25 protein-coding genes are annotated in these 22,920 nt (G+C 52.6%); 10 read left to right on the top strand and 15 right to left on the bottom strand.

Going from position 1 to position 22,920, the window contains the following annotated elements; all coding sequences use genetic code 11:
* Positions 1 to 177 precede the first annotated feature (177 nt).
* The 3 genes from RAHAQ2_RS15765 (at position 178) to cspE (ending at position 2,638) form a co-directional block, all read left to right on the top strand.
* Positions 178 to 1,308, top strand: coding sequence for an ABC transporter substrate-binding protein (locus RAHAQ2_RS15765; RefSeq protein ID WP_015698179.1), 1,131 nt, complete (start codon positions 178 to 180; stop codon positions 1,306 to 1,308).
* A 195-nt stretch (positions 1,309 to 1,503) separates the two neighbouring features.
* Positions 1,504 to 2,250: a DUF2076 domain-containing protein gene (locus RAHAQ2_RS15760; RefSeq protein ID WP_015698178.1), complete on the top strand. Its 747-nt coding sequence runs from the start codon at positions 1,504 to 1,506 to the stop codon at positions 2,248 to 2,250.
* A 178-nt stretch (positions 2,251 to 2,428) separates the two neighbouring features.
* Entirely contained in the window at positions 2,429 to 2,638 is a 210-nt protein-coding gene (cspE, locus tag RAHAQ2_RS15755) for a transcription antiterminator/RNA stability regulator CspE (RefSeq protein WP_009636912.1), read from the top strand.
* Positions 2,639 to 2,755: 117 nt separating this feature from the next.
* Here the strand turns inward: cspE and RAHAQ2_RS15750 are convergent, their stop codons facing one another.
* Complete coding sequence (locus RAHAQ2_RS15750) at positions 2,756 to 3,412, bottom strand: TetR family transcriptional regulator (protein WP_015698177.1); 657 nt, start codon at positions 3,410 to 3,412, stop codon at positions 2,756 to 2,758.
* A 459-nt stretch (positions 3,413 to 3,871) separates the two neighbouring features.
* Entirely contained in the window at positions 3,872 to 4,255 is a 384-nt protein-coding gene (gene crcB / locus RAHAQ2_RS15745; RefSeq protein ID WP_015698175.1) for a fluoride efflux transporter CrcB, read from the bottom strand.
* A gap of 114 nt (positions 4,256 to 4,369) precedes the next feature.
* Between crcB and RAHAQ2_RS15740 the strand changes: the two genes are divergently transcribed.
* Positions 4,370 to 4,792, top strand: a complete 423-nt coding sequence (locus RAHAQ2_RS15740; RefSeq protein ID WP_015698174.1) for a GNAT family N-acetyltransferase — start codon at positions 4,370 to 4,372, stop codon at positions 4,790 to 4,792.
* A gap of 4 nt (positions 4,793 to 4,796) precedes the next feature.
* Here the strand turns inward: RAHAQ2_RS15740 and RAHAQ2_RS15735 are convergent, their stop codons facing one another.
* Positions 4,797 to 6,143, bottom strand: a complete 1,347-nt coding sequence (locus RAHAQ2_RS15735) for an aminotransferase class I/II-fold pyridoxal phosphate-dependent enzyme (RefSeq protein ID WP_015698173.1) — start codon at positions 6,141 to 6,143, stop codon at positions 4,797 to 4,799.
* Positions 6,144 to 6,353: 210 nt separating this feature from the next.
* On the opposite strand from RAHAQ2_RS15735, the gene RAHAQ2_RS15730 reads away from it, so the two are divergent.
* The 6 genes from RAHAQ2_RS15730 to tatE all read left to right on the top strand — a co-directional run bounded on the left by RAHAQ2_RS15730 (position 6,354) and on the right by tatE (position 11,433).
* The gene (locus RAHAQ2_RS15730; protein ID WP_037040075.1) at positions 6,354 to 7,310 is read left to right on the top strand and encodes a substrate-binding domain-containing protein; all 957 of its coding nucleotides are present in this window, start codon (positions 6,354 to 6,356) and stop codon (positions 7,308 to 7,310) included.
* Between the two features lie 45 nt (positions 7,311 to 7,355).
* On the top strand, positions 7,356 to 8,150 hold the full coding sequence (locus tag RAHAQ2_RS15725) for a deaminated glutathione amidase (RefSeq protein ID WP_015698171.1): 795 nt from the start codon (positions 7,356 to 7,358) through the stop codon (positions 8,148 to 8,150).
* Between the two features lie 179 nt (positions 8,151 to 8,329).
* Positions 8,330 to 9,238 (top strand): ABC transporter substrate-binding protein, encoded by a 909-nt coding sequence (locus tag RAHAQ2_RS15720; protein WP_015698170.1) that lies wholly within the window; start codon positions 8,330 to 8,332, stop codon positions 9,236 to 9,238.
* Positions 9,235 to 10,218 carry an amino acid ABC transporter permease gene (locus RAHAQ2_RS15715; protein WP_015698169.1) on the top strand — a complete coding sequence of 328 codons (984 nt, stop codon included), beginning with the start codon at positions 9,235 to 9,237 and terminating at the stop codon, positions 10,216 to 10,218. The genes RAHAQ2_RS15720 and RAHAQ2_RS15715 overlap by 4 nt, the downstream gene beginning before the upstream one ends.
* Positions 10,215 to 11,012, top strand: coding sequence for an amino acid ABC transporter ATP-binding protein (locus tag RAHAQ2_RS15710; protein ID WP_015698168.1), 798 nt, complete (start codon positions 10,215 to 10,217; stop codon positions 11,010 to 11,012). The genes RAHAQ2_RS15715 and RAHAQ2_RS15710 overlap by 4 nt, the downstream gene beginning before the upstream one ends.
* 214 nt (positions 11,013 to 11,226) lie before the next feature.
* A complete protein-coding gene (tatE, locus tag RAHAQ2_RS15705) occupies positions 11,227 to 11,433 on the top strand; it encodes a twin-arginine translocase subunit TatE (protein ID WP_013576504.1) in 207 nt (68 codons plus the stop codon).
* 99 nt (positions 11,434 to 11,532) lie between these two features.
* Here the strand turns inward: tatE and lipA are convergent, their stop codons facing one another.
* The 12 genes from lipA to lptE form a co-directional block, all read right to left on the bottom strand.
* Positions 11,533 to 12,498 carry a lipoyl synthase gene (gene lipA / locus RAHAQ2_RS15700; protein WP_013576503.1) on the bottom strand — a complete coding sequence of 322 codons (966 nt, stop codon included), beginning with the start codon at positions 12,496 to 12,498 and terminating at the stop codon, positions 11,533 to 11,535.
* Positions 12,499 to 12,837: 339 nt separating this feature from the next.
* Positions 12,838 to 13,536 carry a lipoyl(octanoyl) transferase LipB gene (lipB, locus tag RAHAQ2_RS15695; RefSeq protein WP_015698167.1) on the bottom strand — a complete coding sequence of 233 codons (699 nt, stop codon included), beginning with the start codon at positions 13,534 to 13,536 and terminating at the stop codon, positions 12,838 to 12,840.
* Positions 13,537 to 13,594: 58 nt separating this feature from the next.
* The gene (gene ybeD / locus RAHAQ2_RS15690; RefSeq protein ID WP_013576500.1) at positions 13,595 to 13,858 is read right to left on the bottom strand and encodes a DUF493 family protein YbeD; all 264 of its coding nucleotides are present in this window, start codon (positions 13,856 to 13,858) and stop codon (positions 13,595 to 13,597) included.
* Between the two features lie 125 nt (positions 13,859 to 13,983).
* A complete protein-coding gene (gene dacA, locus RAHAQ2_RS15685; RefSeq protein WP_013576499.1) occupies positions 13,984 to 15,192 on the bottom strand; it encodes a D-alanyl-D-alanine carboxypeptidase DacA in 1,209 nt (402 codons plus the stop codon).
* Between the two features lie 156 nt (positions 15,193 to 15,348).
* Complete coding sequence (gene rlpA, locus RAHAQ2_RS15680) at positions 15,349 to 16,500, bottom strand: endolytic peptidoglycan transglycosylase RlpA (RefSeq protein WP_015698166.1); 1,152 nt, start codon at positions 16,498 to 16,500, stop codon at positions 15,349 to 15,351.
* A gap of 9 nt (positions 16,501 to 16,509) precedes the next feature.
* On the bottom strand, positions 16,510 to 17,622 hold the full coding sequence (gene mrdB, locus RAHAQ2_RS15675) for a peptidoglycan glycosyltransferase MrdB (protein WP_015698165.1): 1,113 nt from the start codon (positions 17,620 to 17,622) through the stop codon (positions 16,510 to 16,512).
* Between the two features lie 6 nt (positions 17,623 to 17,628).
* Positions 17,629 to 19,533, bottom strand: a complete 1,905-nt coding sequence (gene mrdA / locus RAHAQ2_RS15670) for a peptidoglycan DD-transpeptidase MrdA (protein WP_015698164.1) — start codon at positions 19,531 to 19,533, stop codon at positions 17,629 to 17,631.
* Between the two features lie 38 nt (positions 19,534 to 19,571).
* Entirely contained in the window at positions 19,572 to 20,042 is a 471-nt protein-coding gene (gene rlmH / locus RAHAQ2_RS15665; RefSeq protein WP_013576495.1) for a 23S rRNA (pseudouridine(1915)-N(3))-methyltransferase RlmH, read from the bottom strand.
* A 3-nt stretch (positions 20,043 to 20,045) separates the two neighbouring features.
* Complete coding sequence (rsfS, locus tag RAHAQ2_RS15660) at positions 20,046 to 20,363, bottom strand: ribosome silencing factor (protein WP_015698163.1); 318 nt, start codon at positions 20,361 to 20,363, stop codon at positions 20,046 to 20,048.
* A 206-nt stretch (positions 20,364 to 20,569) separates the two neighbouring features.
* Positions 20,570 to 21,247 (bottom strand): nicotinate-nucleotide adenylyltransferase, encoded by a 678-nt coding sequence (nadD, locus tag RAHAQ2_RS15655; protein ID WP_015698162.1) that lies wholly within the window; start codon positions 21,245 to 21,247, stop codon positions 20,570 to 20,572.
* 14 nt (positions 21,248 to 21,261) lie between these two features.
* Complete coding sequence (gene holA / locus RAHAQ2_RS15650; protein WP_015698161.1) at positions 21,262 to 22,302, bottom strand: DNA polymerase III subunit delta; 1,041 nt, start codon at positions 22,300 to 22,302, stop codon at positions 21,262 to 21,264.
* On the bottom strand, positions 22,299 to 22,919 hold the full coding sequence (gene lptE / locus RAHAQ2_RS15645) for an LPS assembly lipoprotein LptE (protein ID WP_015698160.1): 621 nt from the start codon (positions 22,917 to 22,919) through the stop codon (positions 22,299 to 22,301). The genes holA and lptE overlap by 4 nt, the downstream gene beginning before the upstream one ends.
* Position 22,920 lies beyond the last annotated feature (1 nt).

Genomic DNA, 22,920 nt, shown 5'->3' with positions numbered 1-22,920 from the left:
CTGTGACGCGAAACGGGATGCCCTTGCGGTATCCCGTTAATATTTCGACATGTTTTAACGCCTCCTGTCCGCTTTAAAAACGTTGCCCCTTTCACCTTTCCTTGTTTATTATTTCAGCTTGAGTTGATAACAATTATCAAAATCATTTTTCATTCATTCTCATTTTCGGGTAATCGCATGTTAAAGAATACTGCTCGCGTGCTGTCTGTTGCCGGTCTGATGGCGACCTCCTTCGCCAGTTTTGCTACCACGTATCCGCTGACGGTCACGGACATGGCCGGTCAGAAAGTCACCCTCGATAAAGCGCCGCAACGGGTCATTTTGCAGGACGGGCGTGATCTTCTGGCGCTGGCCGTGCTGGATAAAGCCAACCCTTTTCAGCATGTCGTGGCCTGGAATAACCTGCTGAAGAAAACCGACAGCGGCACCTGGGAAATGCTGAAAAGCAAATGGCCTGAATCGGCGAAAATTCTCGACATGGGATTCAGTGATAAAGGGCAGGTGGATCTGGAAACGGTGATCGCTAAAAAACCGGATCTGATGATTGCGCAGATGCGGGCGAAGGATTCACTGGCGCAGGCGGGCGTACTGGATAAACTCGCCGCGCTGCACATTCCAGTACTGTTTGTCGATTATGAGCTGGATCCGGCAAAAAATACCGCGCCAAGTATTGAGCTGCTCGGTAAAGTGATGAATCAGGAAGATAACGCCCGCGCTTACACCACGTTCTATAACCAGCATTTCCAGGCCATTCAGAAAGCCGTAGCGGCGATTAAAACCAGGCCGAATGTCTTCATCGAGCCGATTGCCGGTCGCGACGATTCCTGTTGTTTTACTCACGGTAATGCGGGATGGGGCAAACTGATCCAGGCGGTAGAGGCCAATAATATCGGCTCTCAACTCCTGCCGGGTGCATCAGGCACTGTTTCTCTGGAACAGGTGATCAGCATGAAGCCGGATGTTTACATCATGACCGGTTCGGCGCGTCCGAAAAGCGGGGCTGTGACGCACATTCTGCCGTTTGGCTACGGTGCGGACCAGGCGGATGTGGATAAAGAAGCCAACGTGCTGCTTTCACGCACCGGCGTGGCGCAAATCCCTGCGGTGAAGGCGGGTCACGTTTACGGTGTTTATCACCAGTTCTACAACCACCCGTATAACATTGTCGGCATGGAATATCTGGCGAAGTTTATTTATCCGCAACAGTTTAAAGATCTGGACCCGGCAAAGACTTATCACGATATCGTGCGCAACTACACCAGCCTGCCGGATCAGGATTTCATCCTCGGCTGGACGCCGAAAAAGTAGGCCCTGATATTTCACCGCTTGTGGTCTCGCAGGCGGTTTTTCAATGCCTCTGCGCGCTTTCTGCACTATCTTTACCTCCGTCACATTTGTTGACACTCCGTTAATTCATACAAAAAACTAACTGTATTACTGTATCTGTATAACGCCGACTGGCGTCTTTCCTGACGCAGCGCAACACATCAACAAGGTGAACTTATGCAATCTGAAGAACAGCGTTTAATTGACGGGCTTTTTAGTCGCTTACAACAGGCGGAGTCCGGTACGGCACCGCGTGATGCGGAAGCTGAACGTGTGATTCAGGCCCATATTCGTCAGCAGCCGTCTGCCCCTTATTACATGGCGCAGGCGATGATTATTCAGGAAGCGGCACTGACCAAACTCAATACACAGGTACAGGAACTGCAACAGCAGGTTCAGCAGTTGCAACAACAGGCGCAGACGGCCAAACCGCAAAGTACCGGTTTTCTGGCTGGCTTGTTTGGCGGCGGCTCCTCTTCTCAGCCTGAAGCGCAACGCCAGGCGTCGCAGGGCAGCCAGCCGATTCCCGGTACGCAAGGCTGGGGTAACCCGCCTCAGCCACAGCAATATGCCTCACAGCCGCAACAGCAGGCACCGGCACAAGCTGCACCGCAGCAGCCGGGTTTTCTGGGCAGTGCATTGCGCACGGCCGCAGGCGTCGCGGGCGGGGTGGTGCTGGCGGATATGCTGACCGGCATGTTCCATCACAGCCAGCCGCAGGAAATCGTCAATATCATCGAAGAACCGCCGGTGCAGGATCTTAATCCTGCTGACAGCAGCTTCCTTGATAACAGTCAGAGTTTCGACAGCAACCAGCCGTCATGGGAAGATGCGTCGCTGCGCAATGACAATTCGGATTTGGGTTTCGGAAATGATGATTTCAACACTGACGATTTCAATAATGATGATGACTCTTTCTTCTAACCGGTTGATGTCAGAAGTCTATTAAGGGCCTTTTTCGCAGCAGAAAAAGGCAACAGAAAGCGAAGAGTGAGAGGTTTATCGCTTATTGCCATCAGAATTCTGGACAAAAGTGAAATCTGTTGCTGTACTGTATTTGACACACTTTTTGTGTCCAACATTCACGTTAAAGGTAAGTTTGATGTCTAAGATTAAAGGTAGCGTTAAGTGGTTCAATGAATCTAAAGGTTTCGGTTTCATTACCCCTGAAGATGGCAGCAAAGATGTTTTCGTTCATTTCTCTGCTATTTCCAGCAACGGTTTCAAAACCCTTGCTGAAGGCCAACGCGTAGAGTTCGAAATCACCAATGGTGCCAAAGGCCCGTCGGCTGCTAACGTTATCGCTATCTGACTTTAGCCGATTGATTGAAAAAACCCGCCGAAGCGGGTTTTTTTTTGCCTGTTGATCGCCAGAGTTTTACGCCGCTTTACGCACCAGCGTCATGAACATCAGGATGGCAGCAAAAGTTTATTCCAGTTTATGGGGGCGGAAATCCGTTTCGAAGAGGCTCCGGAAATAGCGATGGTACAAGGCTTCCAGAAGCTCAGCGTCGGCGTGAACAGTCGTCAGGCGACGAAAAGCGGTACCTTCACAAATTACCGCTAATGACTCGACTTTTGCCGTCATTTCAGCATCGGAAAATTGCGGGAAGGTGGCACTGAGGAGCGTTTTTGCTTCCTGGAACAGCTGTTTTTCGGAGTCACGCCAGATTTTTTCCACGATCGGATTGCGGGTCGCTTCTGCGGCGACTTCCAGCATCAGCGCGTGGTCAATTTCGGCCTGCTCTTTGTGTTCAGTGCACTGATCTTCTTTATACGGCGCGCTTAAATTGCCGATCCGCCGGTGTGCCAGATTATGGGCAACCTGCTGCAGGTTATGTGCGTTACCGGTCATCAGCCGGATTTTCTTCATCACAATCCGGCGCACGATTTCTTCGATGATCGCATCTTTATTGGCGAAATAGCGGTAAATTTGTCCCACACTGAGCTGGGACGTTTTGGCAATTTCAGCCATGCCTGCTCCGTGGAAACCATGCCTGCGAAAACACAGACGTGCGGCGGCAATGATCTGGTCGCGACGTGCGCTGATGCGCACATCTTTCGTGCATTGTTGTAGGGGAAGCATGCGATACCCGGTAATTTGGCTGATGTAGTTTGTGAACGATCATTCTCAAGTATAGGGAATATGGAGAGGCAGGTAAATATTTGTATTATGAATGGGGTAAAAACTGACGTTTTTTCTGCGCCATGTAGCACAACGTACAAATGTAAACGGCGCAATCCAGAGGAAAGCGCCGTTTACGGAAAAGGGGAAAGTTGCGGGTTACGCGGGGCTGTTAAGCAAAGTATGCCTGTAAAAAAGCCACAACAGTCAGAACGCAGAGAGCAACAATCAGGAACTCAGAAGACGTTTTGGGAAAAGAAAACATGTCATACCTCAAAGATAAAGCAGAGTGAACTGTCGCTATTATCAGCGGATAAGATGAAGGAAACATTAAGAGACGGCGGAAGGAGGGGAATCCACGTCACAGATTTATCACAGCGATGCCTCTTGTCATTAAAAAGGCATCGACGGAAGATAAGATCAGTGCGCGCTGAACCAGCTGACCAGCATAAACGCCAGTAATGTCATGGCCAGTGAACCGGCCATATTCAGCGCCATGTTCAGCAGTGCAGCACCGAAGCGACCCTCCTGTAGCATGTAGACCACTTCCAGAGAGAAGGTGGAAAAGGTTGTCAGGCCGCCGCAGAAGCCGGTGGTGATCAGCAGTTTCCATACCGGGTCGAGATGGGTCAGACGGGTGAAAATCGCGATGCCGAGACCAATGATAAAGGCACCGACCAGATTTACTGTCAGCGTACCGGCTGGCAGCACCGGGCTGATGCCGTTCATTTTCAGACTGACATACCAGCGCACAACGCTGCCAATACCGCCACCAATAAAGACTGCAAGTAAGGTGCTAAACATAGGAATGCCTTAAAAAAACAGATGAATTCGCAAAGGGCCGGGCGCTAAGTTTACCCCGCGCATTCAGGCTTGTGTAGCCGTGAGACTGAAACAACATTTTACGAGGAGAAAGTCATGTTGATCAGAGAAGGTATGGCGTCCGATGCGCCGGTTCTGGCGCAATTACTGGGCGATCTGGATTATCCCAATACGCCGGAAGCGATCGCGGAACGGGTGGTGAAAATGGCGGCGAACCCGGATAGCCGTCTGCTGGTCGCTGAAGCGGACGGGAAAGCCGTCGGATTTATCTCTTTGCATTTTATCCCGCAAATTGCGCTGACCGGCGAATTTTGTCGCATCAGTTATTTGTGCGTCAGCGATCACGCACGCGGCGGCGGTATCGGCCAGAAATTGCTCGATGAAGCCGAACGTCTGGCGGCGGAACGGGGCTGTGACCGGATGGAAGTTCACAGTCATACCCGCCGCGTACGCGCCCACACGTTTTATGCGCGGGCACAGTATGAGGAATCACCCAAGTATTTGCTTAAAAAACTCTGAGTGATCAGGCATCCAGCGCCAGCACGATAGCGTCGGCGATCAGATCAACCTGCTCCGGTTTCACCTGACTGGTGCTGATACGGATAAATTGCCCCGGCCCGATGCGGCTGCGCTCGCCGGGCAGCACCGCAATGCCGCGTGCGGCCATCGTCACCAGCGCAAACTGTTCCGAGGGTACCGGGATCCACATCGCCAGCCCGTCGCGGTCAGGGATATTCACGCCGCGAATGCGCAACGCATCGGACATCGCTTTGCGTCGCTCCGCATACACTTTTTTAGCCTGCGTAATCCCTTCCTGCGTTTTCGGATCATTAATCAGCCACGCCAGCGCCTCCTGCAAAATACGGCTCGACCAGCCGGCACCAAAATTACGGAATGATTTGATTTGTTTGATTAAATCCACCGATCCCGAAATCACCGCCAGCCGCAGATCCGGTCCGTAGGCTTTGGAATAAGAACGGACATGCACCGTGCGGTCCGGCAGTTTGCTGCCCATACTCAGCGGCGCGTAACGCGACAACTGCCCGATGCCGTCATCTTCAATAATCAGCGTGTGACTTTGGCTGAGAATGTCGGCCAGTGCAGCATAACGTTCTGCGTTAATGGCATGGCCGCAATGCGAATGAGTGCGTGGCTGAAAAATAAAGGCGGAGGGATTTTTCAGCAGTGCCTGGCTGAGCGACTCTGGCGTGGGCCCGAATTCGTCGCATTTCACCGCAATCACCTGCGCCCCAAGATTGTCCAGCATATCCAGCAGTCGTGTGGCGGTCGGGTCTTCAATCGCTACCACTGACCCCTGCATCAGCAGGGTTTGCAGCGTCAGGTTCATGCCGTCAAATCCGCCATCTGCCGCCATAAAAGCGGGGGCGTCATAAGGCCAGTCCTGACGTGCGGCGCTAAGCAACGACGGTGCGATAGCCTCACGCTGATAACTGTTCAGATTGTCTGCGCCAACGCCGTGCTGCATGGCTTCATGCAGGTCTGGCAGCAGTGCCGGATCCGGTGATGACAGTGCCAGATCCGCAATAATATGCTCACCAAAATTGCCGATTTTCTCGAAGCGTGCCGGTCTGGGTGACAGCATATCGCCGCACACCCAGACGCCGTTTCGCCCGCGTCCGGCGATCACTTTCTGACGTCGCAACTGGCCCCAGGCCGCAGAAACCGTGGCCGGACTGACGCCCAGCGCCTGTGCCAGTTCACGCACGGCAGGAAGATGCGTACCAATCTCGATCACGCCAGATCGGATCATCGCCGCGGTTTCAATCGCAATGCCCCGCATGGAACGATCCTGTAACTGCGTCGCTAACCATTCTGCATCCAGCGTTTTTTCGAGAGGGTTTTGTGCCATTTTTTTGCCTTTTGTTCAGTAACAAAGATTCTATTGTACATATTAATTTATGCCATTAGTATCAAAGTTAGCCAACGGGGGCGATAAAATAATCACATTGCAGTGAAAATGATGGCCTTCGTAAAAGAATTTGGTGTGTTTTCGGGAAGGTTTGTAAACGCACAGTTGTTTTTCTGCATATCAACCATGCTGACACTTAAGGGGAAAGATGTGACGATTACCATCAGGCTGGCAGTTCGTGACTGGGATTATTTTACGCCGCTGGCATTAGGCGATCTTAAACCGGAAGGGTTTAATCTTGAGATAGACCGCGTGGGCACGTTGGTTGATAACCTGGGCACCAGCGATAAATACGATGCGGGTGAAGTCTCTTTCAGCCGTTATGCACAAGGGCGTGCGCGGGGCGAAACGGACCTGCTGGCGATACCGCATTTCCTGATGCGTGGCTTTCGTCAGCGCTGCATCATCACCCGCGAAGACAGTCCGCTGACCGAACTTTCTCAGCTGGCCGGTAAACGTATTGGCCTGACAGGCTGGCAGGATTCAGGCAACACCTGGACCCGCACATTGCTGGCACTGGAAGGGGTGGGCATTGAAGAGGCGAACTGGTATGTCGGCCGTCTGACCGCAGCGCACCCGATTGTTGACCGTCTGGCCGGTTTTGGCCGCGAAGGGCGCATTGAAGCCGTGCCGCAAGAGCGTCCGATGATGGAATTATTACAGGAAGGCTGGCTGGATGCGGTATTTACACCGTTTATGCCTGAGGGTTTTTTCAAGCCTGATTCCGGTTTCCGTCAGTTTCAGCCGGATTTCCGTGCCGCCGAACTGGCCTATTTCAAGCGTGTCGGCTATATCCCCGGCATCCACCTGCTGGCGATCAAACCTGCACTGGCCGAAGAGCATCCGTGGTTACCGCAGGCGCTGAGCGACATCATTGACCGTTCTTATGAAGTCTGGATGGATAAGCGCGCGAAATACGCCGACACCACGCCATGGTTGCTGGATGATTTACGTCGCACCGTGGTCGATTTACCTGCGGACTGGAATGCAAACGGTTACGCCGCCAATGAAAAGATGATCGACGATTTTGCGCAGGAATTACATGCGCAGGGGCTGACCGCTAAGCGCCTGACGCCGCGAGATTTGTTCCCGAACTTTGCCCTGTAACCCTTAACCGATCGCTTTTACCCATGAGCGACAGGGGAGTCAAAAATGAAAGTTGCCTTAGGTCAGTTTGCTGTTTCCCGCGAATGGGAAGCCAACGTCGAAACCTGCCTTTCGCTGATGGCGAAATCTCTGGAAGCGGGCGTGGATTTGCTGGTGTTGCCGGAAGGTATTCTGGCGCGTGACATTACCGATCCGGATTTGGTTTTAAAAGCGGCGCAGCCGCTGGATGGCCCGTTTGTCAGCCAGTTGCTGGCGGCCAGTCGTGGCAATCAGATGACCACCATGATGAGCGTGCATACGCCTGCACCGGATGGTCGTGCTTATAACGTACTGATTTCCATCAGTAATGGCGAAATTATTTCTGAATATCAGAAACTGCATCTTTATGACGCGTTCTCTTCTCAGGAATCAAAAAATGTCACGGCGGGGGACGAAGTGCCACCGCTGGTGAATGTCGCCGGGTTCAACGTCGGCCTGATGACCTGTTATGACGTGCGTTTCCCGGAACTGGCGCGCCGTCTGGTCCTTGATGGTGCTGATGTGCTGGTGCTGCCCGCCGCGTGGGTGAAAGGCCCGCTGAAAGAAATGCACTGGGACGTGCTGGTCACGGCCCGCGCACTGGAAAACACCACGTATATGGTCGCCGTAGGCGAATGCGGCGAGCGCAATATCGGCAACAGTATGGTGGTCGATCCGCTGGGTGTGGCCATCGCCCGCGCCGCCGAAGCCCCGGCGCTGGTGTTTGCCGAACTGGATAAAGATCGTCTGGCGCACGCACGAAAAGTATTACCGGTGCTGGCAAACCGCCGTTTTGGTTTACCGCAACTGCGTAACGACTGAGTCTGTGTGCGGCCGGTCCTCAACGGCTGTCTCAGACTCATGCAGTACCGCGCCCTCACCAGGGAACGCGTGATAAATGAAAAAGCACTACCCGGAAATTCGCCACGGAAGGTACTCACTATAAAACCACAACATTCATAAACTCACAGACCGACTTTTTACACAGAGGAAATAAGAGAATGATGGCAAAACAATTTCGTCAGGCTGCTGTACTGACCGCTGCATTACTTTCCGTATCTTCCATACATGCCTTTGCTGCTGAAAATGTAACAATCCCGACTCAGACGATGGATCCGGCGATCCACGCAAAATTACCTGCGGATATCCAGAAGTCAGGTGTGATGACCTCTGTGAATAACGGTTCTTTCCCGCCGTATGAAATTGTGACCAGCGCCAACGGTCTGGATGGCGCAAGTGCGGATCTGGCGCACGCGCTGGCGCAAGTCATGGGGGTAAAAATAGAGCATGCTTCCGTGAGCGGCTTATCCGGCATCCTCAGCGGTATGGCCGCTGGACGCTACCAGATGGGCATCGGCCCGATTGGTGATTATCCTGATCGTCAGGCGAAAAATGATTTCATCGATTTCGTCAAAGAATACGTCGTCTTCGGTGTGCGCAAAGGCAACCCGGAAAACATCAGTTCCCTCGATGATACCTGCGGTAAACGCATTGCCGTGATGGCGGGCGGTTCGGCTGAGCAGGTTATCCGTAAGCAGTCTGATGTATGTGTCAAAGACGGCAAACCGGCCGTGACCGTACAGTCATTTGCCGATCAGCCGACGTCGATTCTGGCGGTTCGTTCTAACCGTTCCGACGCGTTCTTCTCTTCTCAGGCACCGCTGACCTATTTTGTGGAAAAAGCCAGCGGCCAGCTTGAACTGACCGGTACCGGTAAATCCAACGGCTTTGGCGATATCTTCCAGGGGACAGTTGTCGCCAAAGATTCACCGGTTCGTGACGCGATCCTCGCCGGTTATCAGAAACTGTTCGACAACGGCACGTATGCCATCATCATGAAAAAATGGGGTCTGGAAGGCAATATGATTCCGGCACCGGGCATTAACCTGGCAAAGGCGCAGGCTAAATGACTGATAAACCGTATAGTTCAAAGCCGGCAGTCAAGGACGACTATACGCAGGATCCGCGACGTAACGTTGAGTTCTCCCACGCACCGCGTAACTACGGCCGCTGGATTGCCTGGATAGTGGTGCTGCTGATTGCCGCCGATGTGATTTGGGCGGTATCGCACAACGAGAATTTTGAATGGCACGTTGTCGCGCAGTGGTTCACGGAAGGGTCGGTGATCAAAGGTCTGGGCGTCACGCTCGGCCTGACCGTGGTGTCGATGCTGCTCGGCGTCATCATCGGGCTGATGCTGGCGATTGCCCGTTTGTCTGACAGCCTGTTGCTGAGAAAATTAGCAGGACTGTATATCTGGTTCTTCCGCGGTACGCCGCTGCTGGTGCAGTTGTTGTTCTGGTACAACATGTCGACGTTGTTCCCGCGGGTGGTGCTCGGGGTCCCGTTTGGTCCGGAGTACATGAGCTGGAATACCAATGATCTGATCACCCCGCTGACCGCTGCCATTGCCGGTCTGGCACTGAATGAAGCGGCTTATATGGCAGAAATCATTCGGGCAGGCTTGCTGTCAGTCGATAATGGTCAGGCGGAAACCGCACAGGCATTTGGCATGAGTCGTGGCCGCGCGCTGCGCCGGATCATCATCCCGCAGGCCATGCGTTCGATTATTCCTCCGACCGGTAATCAGCTGATCAGCATGATTAAAGCCACATCGCTGGTCAGCGTTATCGCCATGGGTGATTTGCTGTATTCCGTGCAAACGGTTTACAACCGTACCTTTGAAGTGGTGCCGATGCTGATGGTGGCAGTGATCTGGTATTTGTTTATCACGTCATTGCTCAATCTCGGGCAGTCTGCGATTGAACGCTATTATTCCCGGGGCACACGCCGGACATTGCCTAACGCCAAACGTCGTCAGAGCAATACGGAAGAAAAAACCGCACCGATCATCCATTCACCGGGCATGGCCCAAAAGGAGGACTTATGAGTCAATTGCCCGCTGACGTACCGTCATCCGGACAAGCATCACTGGTGGTCGCCCGTAACGTGCACAAAAGTTATGGTGATAACGAGGTGCTGAAGGGAATTGATCTTGATGTGAAACCCAGCGAAGTGGTGGTGATCCTCGGGCCGTCTGGCTCGGGTAAGTCCACATTCCTGCGCTGTATAAATCATCTGGAAGATATTGATCGCGGTTCCATCATGGTAGGCGGCGAGCAAATCGGTTATGAACTTCGCGGTGACCGTCTGCATAAATTGCCTGAACGGGCGATCGCGCGGCAGCGCCGGGATATCGGCATGGTATTCCAGCAATTCAATCTTTATCCGCACATGACCGTGTTGCAAAATATCATTGAGGCGCCGGTTGGCGTGCATAAAGAAAGCCGTCATGAAGCAGAGAAATATGCCCGTGAATTGCTGCAAAAAGTCGGCCTGAGCGATAAAGCAAATGCCTACCCGCGTCATCTTTCCGGGGGGCAGCAACAGCGTGTTGCTATCGCCCGTGCGCTGGCGGTGAAACCTAAGCTGATGCTGTTTGATGAACCAACGTCCGCGCTCGACCCTGAACTGGTGGGCGAAGTGCTGGCGACCATGCGGGATCTGGCAAAGCAGGGACTGACGATGATTGTGGTGACGCATGAGATCGGTTTTGCGAAAGAGGCTGCCGATCGCGTGGTGTTTATGGATCGCGGCGTTGTCGTTGAGCAGGGGGCGGCGGATGATGTCCTGGTCAATCCGCAACATCAGCGGACACAGGCTTTCCTGAGTCGTTTCATCTGATCGAAAGCAAACATGCAGCGGATTTGCTGTAAATAAAGACAGAAGTACTTTATGAGCGTGCTATTCACGCTCATAATAGCTCACTCTGGTCACAATGCGCACAGTTCTGGATCCGTTCTGTTACATTTTCGGGTTGTATTAACGTCGCGAATGGCCGTTAATAACGGCAAATTGCCACTGCTGTTTTCCAGCACTCAGTGTAAAGAAGGTATGTATGGAAGGTCTAAGTATTACTAAATTGTTGGTGGTCGGCGTGCTGATCGTTCTGTTGTTCGGTACCAGCAAACTGCGTTCTCTGGGCGGCGACCTGGGCGCGGCATTGCGTGGCTTCAAGAAAGCCATGAACGATGATCCGGCTCCCGCTTCTGCTGAAAAAACCGCAGAAGAAAAGCCTGCTCAACGTGTTGAGCACAAAGACTGAGTTTTCGGTAAACGCGTCTCCGGCGTCTCAGCCAAACGAAAAAAGGTTGTTCTTGCGAACAACCTTTTTGTTTTTCTCAGGCAAAGACGTTACGAAATGTTACTTAACCTCTAACCCTTTAGCTTGCAGGTCGGCGTGATAAGAAGAACGCACGAACGGACCGCAGGCTGCATGGGTGAAGCCCATTTCCATCGCTGCTTCTTTCATTTGATCAAACTCTTCAGGGCTCACGTAACGCTGCACCGGCAGGTGGTGACGGCTTGGCTGTAAGTACTGGCCGAGCGTCAGCATGGTCACGCCATGACGACGCAGGTCGCGCATGACTTCGATAATTTCTTCGTTTGTTTCACCCAGCCCCACCATCAGACCTGATTTGGTTGGGATTTCCGGATGCGCTTCTTTAAAACGTTGCAACAGCGTCAGGGACCACTCGTAGTTGGCACCCGGACGGACCTGACGGTAAACACGCGGCACGTTTTCCAGATTGTGGTTAAACACGTCCGGCGGGCTGGCGTTCAGGATTTCCAGCGCACGATCCATACGGCCACGGAAATCCGGGACCAGAGTTTCGATTTTGATGGTTGGATTTTTTGCACGGATAGCAGTAATACAATCCGCAAAATGCTGAGCCCCGCCGTCGCGCAGGTCATCACGGTCAACAGAGGTGATCACGACATAACGCAGACCCATATCAGAAATGGTCTGGGCCAGTTTTTCCGGCTCGTTGGTATCAGGCGCGGTCGGGCGACCGTGTGCCACATCGCAGAACGGACAGCGACGGGTACAGATGGCACCCAGGATCATGAACGTTGCGGTACCGTGGTTGAAGCACTCGGAAAGGTTAGGGCAGGCCGCCTCTTCACAAACGGAATGCAGGCCATTCTTGCGCAATGCGGATTTAATGCCCTGAATTTTCGTTGAGTCGGCTGGCAGTTTGATTTTCATCCATGCCGGCTTACGTAACATTTCCTGCCGGTCACTGACCACGGTTTTCACCGGAATTAACGCCATCTTATCTGCATCGCGGTATTTGACGCCGCGTTCCATCTGAATCGGTTTACTCATAATCTTGCAGCTTCCAGGTTTGTCACTCGTTACCCGAGTTTTTTCAGGACATTCAATGAACTGGCTGATTCATCAAAAAAAGTAGAAATAATGCGGAAATTATATCATTGAAGCAGCCCTTCGTTCAGCCCTTCGTCATGACCGGAAGTGCTAAATGCTGCAATTTTTTAACCTCAGACAGGAAGGGGGGGTGAAAAAATAGCTGTTAATAGACGTTAATCTTTTGAAAATACTGTTTATTTTAGCGGTTCTTTGAATGTGCTGACGGGGTGTTAATGGTGTGTAAATATTTTCTCGCGCTCCCGATAAATGGCAGAGGCGCGAGCTACGTGAGAAAGATCACTGTGGAGAAGGGGCGTAGTGTTCAATCTGCCAGGGCAGATAATCAACCTGCTGATAATCAAGGCGATGATTGAAAGATTTCACCAGAACCGGCATTACCTGATCGACCGTCAGTCCCGGCTTTTCCAGGCTCGCCTGCGTCATTTCAAGGCCGGCATAACCACAGGGATTGATGCGGTGAAAAGGCTCCAGATCCATATCAATATTTAATGCCAGGCCGTGTAACGAACAGCCTTTGCGGATGCGTAACCCCAGAGAACAAATCTTTTTGCCATCGACATACACACCCGGCGCGTCGGCACGCGGATACGCATCGATGGAGAAGTGTGCCAGCGTATCCACCACGGTTTGTTCAATCGCCGTCACCAGTTGACGGACACCGAGCTTTTTCCGCTTTAAATCCACCATCACGTACATCACCTGCTGACCGGGTCCGTGATACGTTACCTGACCGCCACGGTCGCTCTGGATAACCGGAATATCACCGGGCATCAGAACATGTTCAGCTTTGCCAGCCTGGCCCTGCGTAAAGACACGGGGATGCTGAACCAGCCAGATCTCATCAAGCGAGCCGGCATTACGGTGTTCAGTAAAATGATGCATAGCCAGAGAAACCGGTTCATAAGGCTGAAGACCAAGCTGGCGCAGTACGATACGTTCTTGCGGATTTTGTGATTGCACGGCAGTTATCGTCATTCAAGAGGGGGAAAACGCGCGACAGCGGTGACTCCCGCGCGGATCGGTCAGAAAGGGCTTACAGCACCATGCGGACAATTTCGATATTGCCCAGTTCATCGTACAGGGTTTCGACCTGGTCGATGTGAGTCGCAGTGATCGTAATCGAAACGGAGTGGTAATTCCCTTTACTGCTCGGTTTTACCTGAGGATTGTAATCACCAGGCGCATGGCGTTGCACGACTTCCACAACCTGGTCTACCAGCTCGGGTTGTGCCAGGCCCATTACTTTGTAGGTAAAGGGACAAGGGAATTCGAGCAGTTCGTTCAGTTTGGTTTTCATGTGCACTCCAGCGTGTTGTACAGCGTATTAAGTTTTATCTCTGAAAGTATAACTCCCGCCGTAGCGGGAGCCATAATCTATACCGGTTATATGGGGATTGTTGCAAACTTTTTCAAGCAGGCAACTTAGCCAAACCAGTGGTGGAACATCAGTTTGATGTAATCCACGATGCGGCCGAAGAAGCCGCCTTCTTTCACTTCATTCATGACCACCAGAGGGCGTTCATCAATGGTTTTGCCGTCAAGCTGGAAGTTGATCGACCCAACCACCTGATTTTTCTGCAAGGGCGCATGCAGTTCCGGTGTGTTCAGCACGTAGCTGGCTTTCAGATCTTTCATACGACCGCGCGGGATTGTCAGGTAAGCATCTTTCTCAACGCCCAATGCGACGCGGTCAGTATCGCCGAACCAGACAGGTTCTGAAGCAAACTCTTTACCGGCTTTCAGCGGAGAAACGGTTTCGAAGAAACGGAAGCCCCAGGTCAGCAGCTTTTTACTTTCAACTTCACGGCCTTTATACGTATGACCGCCCATCACGGCGGAGATCAGACGCATCTGGCCTTCTGTCGCAGAAGCTACCAGGTTATAGCCCGCTGAATCAGTATGACCGGTTTTAATGCCATCAACATTCAGGCTGTTATCCCACAACAAACCGTTACGGTTCATCTGGCGGATATTGTTGAAGGTGAATTCTTTCTCTTTGTACGTGGCGTATTCTTCCGGCACATCACGGATCAGCGCCTGACCGATCAGCGCCATATCGCGGGCTGAGCTGTACTGGCCCGCCGCATCAAGACCATGAACGGTACCGAAATGGGTATTTTTCAGACCCAGCGAGTTCACGTAATTGTTCATGATGGCAACGAAAGCATCCTGACTTCCGGCCACATGGTCGGCCATTGCCACACAGGCGTCGTTACCCGACTGCAGAATGATCCCACGGTTGAGCTCGGAAACCGGGACACGATCGCCCGGTTTGAGGAACATCAGGGAAGAGCCCTTGAACACCGGATTACCGGTGGCCCAGGCGTCCGGACCCACGGTAACAATGTCGGTCGGAGATATTTTGCCGGCTTTGATGGACTGACCGATAACATAACTGGTCATCATTTTAGTCAGGCTGGCAGGGTCGCGGCGCGCATCGGCATTCATTTCTGCCAGCACTTTGCCGGAGTTGTAGTCGATCAGGATATAGGCTTCAGCATCAATCTGCGGAACGCCAGGGATCATTGTTTTTAAATTAACATCGTCGGCATAGGCGGACGCTGCACTCAGAGTGATTACGGTGCCAAATGCGAGGCTTTTGACTAAACGTGAAGTATTTACAAGTTTCATGATCGGGACAACAACATCCGTGGGAGTAAGTGATAAACGTGCGCCACTATAGCAGAAGAGTCATAAGTCAGACATCTTCGATTACCGGCGCTTACTGACTTTTACTTATAAGAATGGGGACTTATAAGAACGGGGCCGTCGCCCCGTATTTTGCTATTACATGCCGGCGGTGACGAAAGACTGCTGCTGAGCTTCGCTGGCCAGTCGCTGTTGCAGCTGAACGGCCTGCTGACGGGTGCTGAATGGCCCAAGCTGAACGCGGTAAGTACTGCCATTCGCCTGCACTTTTCCCGGCACGGAGAAACGCTGGCTGAGGCTTTTTTGCCACAACTGTGCATTTTGCGGGTTACTCAGTGCGCCAACCTGCACCATAAATCCCGAGGAAGGAATGGCAGTGGTATGCGCAGGCGCTGCGGAGGCCGCAGCTGCTGCTACCGGCGCGGCACTGGCGACAGCAACCGGTGCTGTTACCGGTTCGCTGCCTTCTAACACACCCTGACGCAGAGGTGTTGGCGCGCTCAGAAACCCGCCGCCGCCGCTGTTACCGGACATCGTGGTCGCTGCTGGCGCAGAGGCTACGGCGCCGTTGTTATCTTCGTCATTCGTTAATGGCGCGGCATTCGGATTACTGAGCGTGCTGTTACTGATCGGGCGGACATCCGATGTATTCACCGGCTCAGCGGTCAGCGTCGGCGTACCCATATTGCTGGCGCCTAAGCTTGGACGTGACGGTAATGCATAAGATTGTTTGGCGACGGTCGTACCAATCGTCCCCGGGCCGGAGAGTGTGCCATCAGGCGCGACGTTGATAAAATCAATGCGTACTTTGGTGCTGTTGGTCAGGTTCAGGCGGTCTGCCGCAGCCTGAGACAAATCAATGATTTTGCCCGGCACGTAAGGGCCTCGATCGTTAACACGCACGACCAGCATGCGTCCTGTCGCCATGTTGGTGACCCGGACATAGCTTGGGATCGGCAACGTCGGATGCGCAGCGGTCATGGCAGTCGGGTCGAATTCTTCCCCGATCGCGGTGGTGTTGCCACCATTCTCCTGACCGTACCAGGCAGCCTGTCCTACCTGCGAGAAGTTCGACGGGTCTTTAATGATCTTATAGGTTTTACCGTTAACGGTATAATCCTGCATCGTGCCCTGATTATAAGGTTCGTAACGCGGATCAGCCCCGCCGATTTCTACCACAGGGCCGTTGTAGGCTTGCTGCGGTGCCGGTTGTTGTTGCTGTGTTTCATCAGTGGCACAACCACTTAGCAGCAAACCGATAATGACAGCTCCAAGCCACTCCTTACGCATTGCTCACCTCTATAAATTTTTCGACAACATTTTTCGATGAGTATGTATCGACATAACGATACCAAACCCTGCCATTAGCACGATGAGTGCTGACCCGCCATAGCTGACCAGAGGCAAAGGTACCCCAACTACCGGGACAATACCACTGACCATGCCGATGTTAACAAACACATAAACGAACAGAATCAGCATCAGTCCGCCGGACATCACGCGGCCAAAAGTGGTCTGTGCATGGGCGGCAATCATCAGACCGCGCATGATCAGGCATAAGTACAGCCCAAGCAGCACCAGAACGCCAATCAGCCCCAGTTCTTCCGCGAGCACGGCAAAGATAAAGTCGGTATGCCGCTCGGGCAGGAATTCCAGCTGAGACTGCGTGCCATGCAACCAGCCTTTGCCGGAAAGACCGCCAGAGCCGATCGCAATTTTAGACTGAATAATATGATAGCCCGCGCCCAGCGGATCGCTTTCAGGATCCAGCAGCATCATGACGCGGTCACGCTGATAGTCGTGCATCAGGAAGAACCACAGGATCGGGATAAACGCCGCAACCAGAAGGGCGGCGACGGCAATCAGTTTCCAGCTCATGCCCGAAAGGAACAGCACGAATAAACCGGATGCGGCAATCAGAATTGAGGTGCCAAGGTCCGGCTGTGCCGCGACCAGCAGGGTAGGGATGAAGATTAATGCCAGGGCAATCGCGGTATTTTTGAGTGAGGGCGGGCAAACGTCACGGTTGATAAAGCGCGCGACCATCAGGGGCACGGCAATTTTCGCCAGTTCTGACGGCTGGAATTTAATGATCCCCAAATCCAGCCAGCGCTGTGCACCTTTACTGATACTGCCGAAAGCATCCACCAGCACCAGCAGGAAGACACAGAAGATGTAGAGGTAAGGCGCCCAGCTTTCGTAAACGCGCGGCGGGATTTGCGCCATGACCAGCATAATCACCAGACCCATCAGGATCTGGCCGATTTTACGTTCCATCATGCCCATGTCCTGACCGCTGGCGCTCCACATCACGAACGCACTGTAGGTCAGCAGCGCAAGTATGATCAGCAACATCGTCAGGTCGATATGCATTTTCGACCACAATGATCTTTTTTGTTGGTTCTCAGTCATTGACGGTTAATCACCTTCGGTTCCCGGCGGCGCAGGCGCGTCAGCCGGTAATTGTGTCGTGTTATCGCCCAGTAAAATATGGTCGAGTATCTGGCGTGAAATTGTCCCCACCGCCGGACCCGCGCCACCGTTCTCCAGAACCACGGCAACCGCCACGGTCGGTTTGTCATACGGTGCAAAAGAGGTCATCAGCTTGTGGTCACGCAGATGCTCAGCGATTTTATGCGCATTATAGATTTCATTGGCTTTCAAACCGTAAACTTGTGCTGTCCCGGATTTTGCGGCGGCTTTATAAGGCGCATCAGCAAAATACTTGCGGGCAGTACCGTTCGGACGGTTTGCTACACCATACATACCGTCTTTGGCAATTTCCCAATAGCCGGAATGAATATCACCAATCTGAGTCGTTTCCTGTTGTTTGTACGGCACCTGCTGGCCGTCAACTTTGGTGCTCAGCAGCAAATGCGGCGTTTTGACATTGCCGTCATTAATCAGCGTGGTCATGGCTTTCATGATTTGTACTGGTGTGGCGGTCCAGTAGCCCTGGCCGATACCGACCGGAATGGTATCGCCCTGATACCAGGGTTTTTTGAAGCGTTTAAACTTCCAGTCGCGGTTTGGCATATTGCCGCTACGTTCTTCTGATAAATCGATACCGCTGTACTGGCCGTAACCAAATTTACCCATCCACTCGGAAAGGCGGTCGATCCCCATATCATAAGCAACCTGATAGAAGAAGGTATCAGCCGATTCCTCAAGGGCTTTCGTCACATTCAGGCGACCATGTCCCCAGTGTTTCCAGTCGCGGTAACGCTTGTCTGAACCCGGTAGCTGCCACCAGCCCGGATCAAACAGGGAGGTATTTTTATTGATAACGCCGGTTGTCAGCGCTGAAACTGAAATATAGGGTTTCACGGTAGACGCTGGCGGATAAACGCCCTGCGTCGTCCGGTTGATCAGCGGCTTATTAGGGTCGTTAAGCAGCGTGTTGTACTCTTTGCTGGAGATGCCATCCACAAACAGGTTCGGGTCATAACTCGGGTTAGACACCAGCGCACGGATGGCACCATCGCGCGGATCGGTAACCACGACAGCGGCGCGGCTGCCGGTCAGCAAGACTTCAATATATTGCTGTAATGGCAAGTCGATCGTCAGGTAAATATCTTTGCCCGCCTGCGGCGGTTCTTCGTGAAGCTGGCGGATAACGCGGCCACGGTTGTTCACTTCAACTTCTTCATAGCCGGTTTTACCGTGAAGCGTGTCTTCGTAATAGCGCTCAATGCCGAGCTTCCCAATGTCGTGCGTGGCGGCATAGTTGGCCAGAATGCCATCTTTATCGAGGCGTTCAACGTCACGGTCATTGATTTTCGATACATAGCCGATAACGTGCGTCAGCGCTGAACCGTAAGGATAATAGCGACGCTGATAGCCTTTGACTTCAACGCCGGGGAAGTGGAACTGGTTCACGGAAAAACGCGCAACCTGAACTTCAGTCAGTGCCGTTTTGACGGCAATAGACGTAAAGCGTCGCGAACGCTGGCGTTCTTTTTTGAAGTTATCGATATCTTCCTGCGTGAGGTCAACTATCGGTTTGAGGCCTTCAAGCGTGGCCTGCAAATCGTCCACTTTCTCCGGCACCAGTTCGAGCTGATAAATCGTGCGGTTCAGCGCCAGCGGCGTACCGTTGCGGTCATAGATAATCCCGCGGCTGGGCGCAATGGGCACCAGCTTGATACGGTTATCGTTAGAACGGGTTTGGTAGTCCTGGAAACGGACAATTTGCAGATTATAAAGATTAAAAGCTAAAACGCCGCTAAGTAGCAGAATGCCGATGAACGCCACCAGTGCACGGCGCACAAAGAGGGCTGATTCAGCCGTATAGTCGCGAAAAGGGTTACGATCTATTTTCATCCCACTACTTAATTCATGTTGCTGACATTCACCACCCGTTATTCGCGGTGATATGGATGATTAGTGGTAATACTCCAGGCGCGGTAAAGACTTTCCGCGACCAGAACCCGCACCAGCGGGTGAGGAAGCGTTAACGGAGAGAGCGACCAGCTCTGTTCCGCTGCGGCTTTACAAGCCGGTGCCAGCCCTTCCGGGCCGCCGATCAACAGGCTGACATTGCGTCCGTCCTGTTTCCAGCGTTCCAGTTGTTGCGCCAGTTGCGGGGTTTCCCACGGTGTCCCTGGAATATCCAGCGTCACGATGCGATTCCCTTTGCCGACAGCGGCCAGCATCTGTTCGCCTTCTTTTTCAAGAATGCGCTTGATGTCTGCATTCTTCCCACGTTTCCCGGCCGGAACCTCAGTCAGTTCAAACGGCATGTCTTTAGGGAAACGGTGCAGATAATCGTTAAAACCGGTTTGCACCCAGTCAGGCATTTTTGTGCCGACGGCGACAAGTTGCAGCTTCACGCATCAGCCCCAGAGTTTCTCAAGCTCATACAACTGACGGCTTTCTTCCTGCATGACATGCACAATCACTTCACCCAGATCGACAACGACCCAGTCAGCTTCATTAATGCCTTTCACACCCATGGCATCAAGGCCGACGGCTTTAATTTCTTCAACCAGATGTCCGGCAATGGACATCACATGGCGGCTTGATGTGCCGGTGCAGATAATCATGCAGTCAGTAATACTGGATTTACCTTTAACATCAATGGCGATGATGTCTTGTGCTTTCAGGTCGTCGACTTTATCGACAACAAAATCTTGGAGCGCTTTACCTTGCAAAGGTTCCCCCTGGGGATGTTTGAAACAATTGACCTCACGAGATGTTCGCCAGTGTGGCACCGAAGCAATGAACAATCTCATGAAGGATAAACATAGCGGTTGTCTGGAAAACAGCTTAAAACGTTTAACAATCAATATATTGTATTGGTTGGTTACGCAGCGTTGTCGAGAGCCGAAATTAAGCGGCGCAGTATAGCACGCGTTAGCTACTCGCGGTACAAGCCCTGTGATTCTATATAGCGCTCAACGGCGGAAGGCAGTAAATCTGAGCAATCAAGACCCGCATGGCGGCGCTCGCGGATTTCAGTCGCTGAAATATCCAGCAATGGGGTATTAGCCTGATAAATGAATCCGGCCGGTTTTTGCTTAAGTGCGTCGGCATCATTCACCCGATGGGCGTCATACCATTTCTGCAGTTCCGGCGTATCAAGTTGTTCCTGATAACCCGGGCGCGCCATCACCACGATATGACAGAAATCCAGCAAAGATCCCCAGCGGTGCCACTTGTGCAGCGTCAGTAATGAATCCTGGCCAATGATAAACGCCAGCGGGCATTTGTCGCCATGTTCTTTACGTAACGTTGCAAGTGTCTCAATCGTGTAGGAGGGCGTTTCAACAGCCAGTTCTCGCGGGTCGACTGAAAACAGCGCGTTATCCGCCACTGCCAGCTTCGCCATATGCAGGCGTTGCTGCGGTGTTGCCTCGGGCTGGGGCCGGTGTGGAGGAACGTTGTTAGGCAGCAGGATCACCTGATCAAACCCGGCCTGCGCTGCCAGCGCCGCAACGGGTTTCAGATGACCATAATGGATCGGGTCAAAGGTACCACCGAAAAAAGCCAGCAGCTTTTCAGAAGTTGTCAAAGAATGTGCAGTGCGGCGCGGCATACTTGTGTCCTGCTTCAATACGAACCCAACTCCGTAAAACCAGTAGGTAAGGATTTCCCACAGAGTAGCATAGACAGGCTTTCAAGCTCGGCCCAGACTGACTGACCATAATCCTGTTTCAGCGTGATTTCCATTTGGGTCAGCAGACGAACGGCCTGAGACAACTGGGCAAGCGTCAGGCGTTGCAGTGCCTGAGTTACCAGTGCCCGGCGGTTTTGCCAGACTTTTTGCTGATCAAACAGGGTTCTGATCGGCGTCGTGTCCATTTTACGTTTCAGATGGAGCAGCATCAGCAGTTCACGCTGCACGGTTCGCAGTAAAATAACCGGTTCGCTGTCTTCCTGTTGCAACTGACGCAAAATGTGCCAGGCGCGCTTACTTTTCCCGGCCAGCAACGCATCCAGCCAGTGATAAGGCGTGAAATGTGCCGCATCGTTAACGGCCTCTTCGACGCGCGGTAGCGTAAGTTTACCATCAGGATAGAGCAGGGAAAGACGCTCCAGCGACTGTGCCAGTGCCAGCAAATTTCCTTCATAGCAGTAGCACAAAAGCTGATTAGCTGGCTCATCGAGTTCAAGCGAAAGTTCTTTGGCGCGACGGGTCACCCAGCGGGGAAGTTGTGCCTGCTCAGGCGTCTGACAACTGACGAAGACACCTTTGTCACTCAACGCTTTAAACCAGGCGCTGTTTTCCTGCGCTTTGGTCAGTTTTGTGCCGCGCAACAGCAGAAGAATATCGTCGTGGAGCAGGGTGGTCAGTTTGAGTAATTGTTCTGCCATCGGCGCCGTCGGGCCATTTTCGGGCAGAATAAGCATCAGGGTCTGGCGGCTGGCAAACAGGCTCAGTGCCTGACAGATACTGAAAATAGACTCCCATTCAGTATGGGCGTCAAGTATATACGTGTAGTGCTCCTGGAAGTCAGCCTGCTGGGCCGCGAGACGTATGCTGTCCTGGCTTTCCTGCAAAAGCAAAGGGTCGTTTCCACATAATACATAACAAGCGCGCAGCCCCTCACGGAGCTGCGCGGCAAGTTGTTCCGGATAAACTCGGATCATTGTGCGGAAGATGTGGCCGGTGCCGCAGAGGCATCAGACGACGTCGTGGCTGACGAACCGGTAGAGATGATTTCTACCTGGCGCCCGCCGACATCGTCTGCTTTCTGCAATTCTGAAGCATGAACGGTCAGCAACTTACGGATCAGTTGCTGCGCAGCCTGCTGACGCATTTCCTCGACAATAATGTCCTGCTCGTTATCTTTTGCCAGCGCCGTTAACGGGTTATCAAAGAAGGAGCGGAACACTTTCACATGGATAGGATACAAATCCTTACCTGGCATCAGAACCGTCGCATTAATGTTCATTTCCATCTGATATTCCGCGGTTTTACCGTCCTGGAAGATCGATGCGGTAGTCTGACCCACTGACTCAGCACCAATGCGCAGCGACGGGATATCCTTACGCTGTTCTTTGGTCGGATCATCAACAATAGTCACGTTGCTCAGACGCAGCTGAGTCCTGATGTTACGCGTCAACGGACCATACGGATCCCCACTGTCCAAAACGATTGTTTTCAGTTCATCAGGAACATTGGTTTTCCCACGTAAATGGAATCCACAACCTGCTGTAATCAGCACTGCTGCAGTGAGCAGCAGTGTCATTATGGGATGTCGCACA

The sequence above is a fragment of the Rahnella aquatilis CIP 78.65 = ATCC 33071 genome, from assembly GCF_000241955.1.
In the GTDB taxonomy this organism is placed as follows: Bacteria; Pseudomonadota; Gammaproteobacteria; order Enterobacterales; family Enterobacteriaceae; genus Rahnella; species Rahnella aquatilis.
This window is presented reverse-complemented; position numbering and strand designations above follow the sequence as displayed.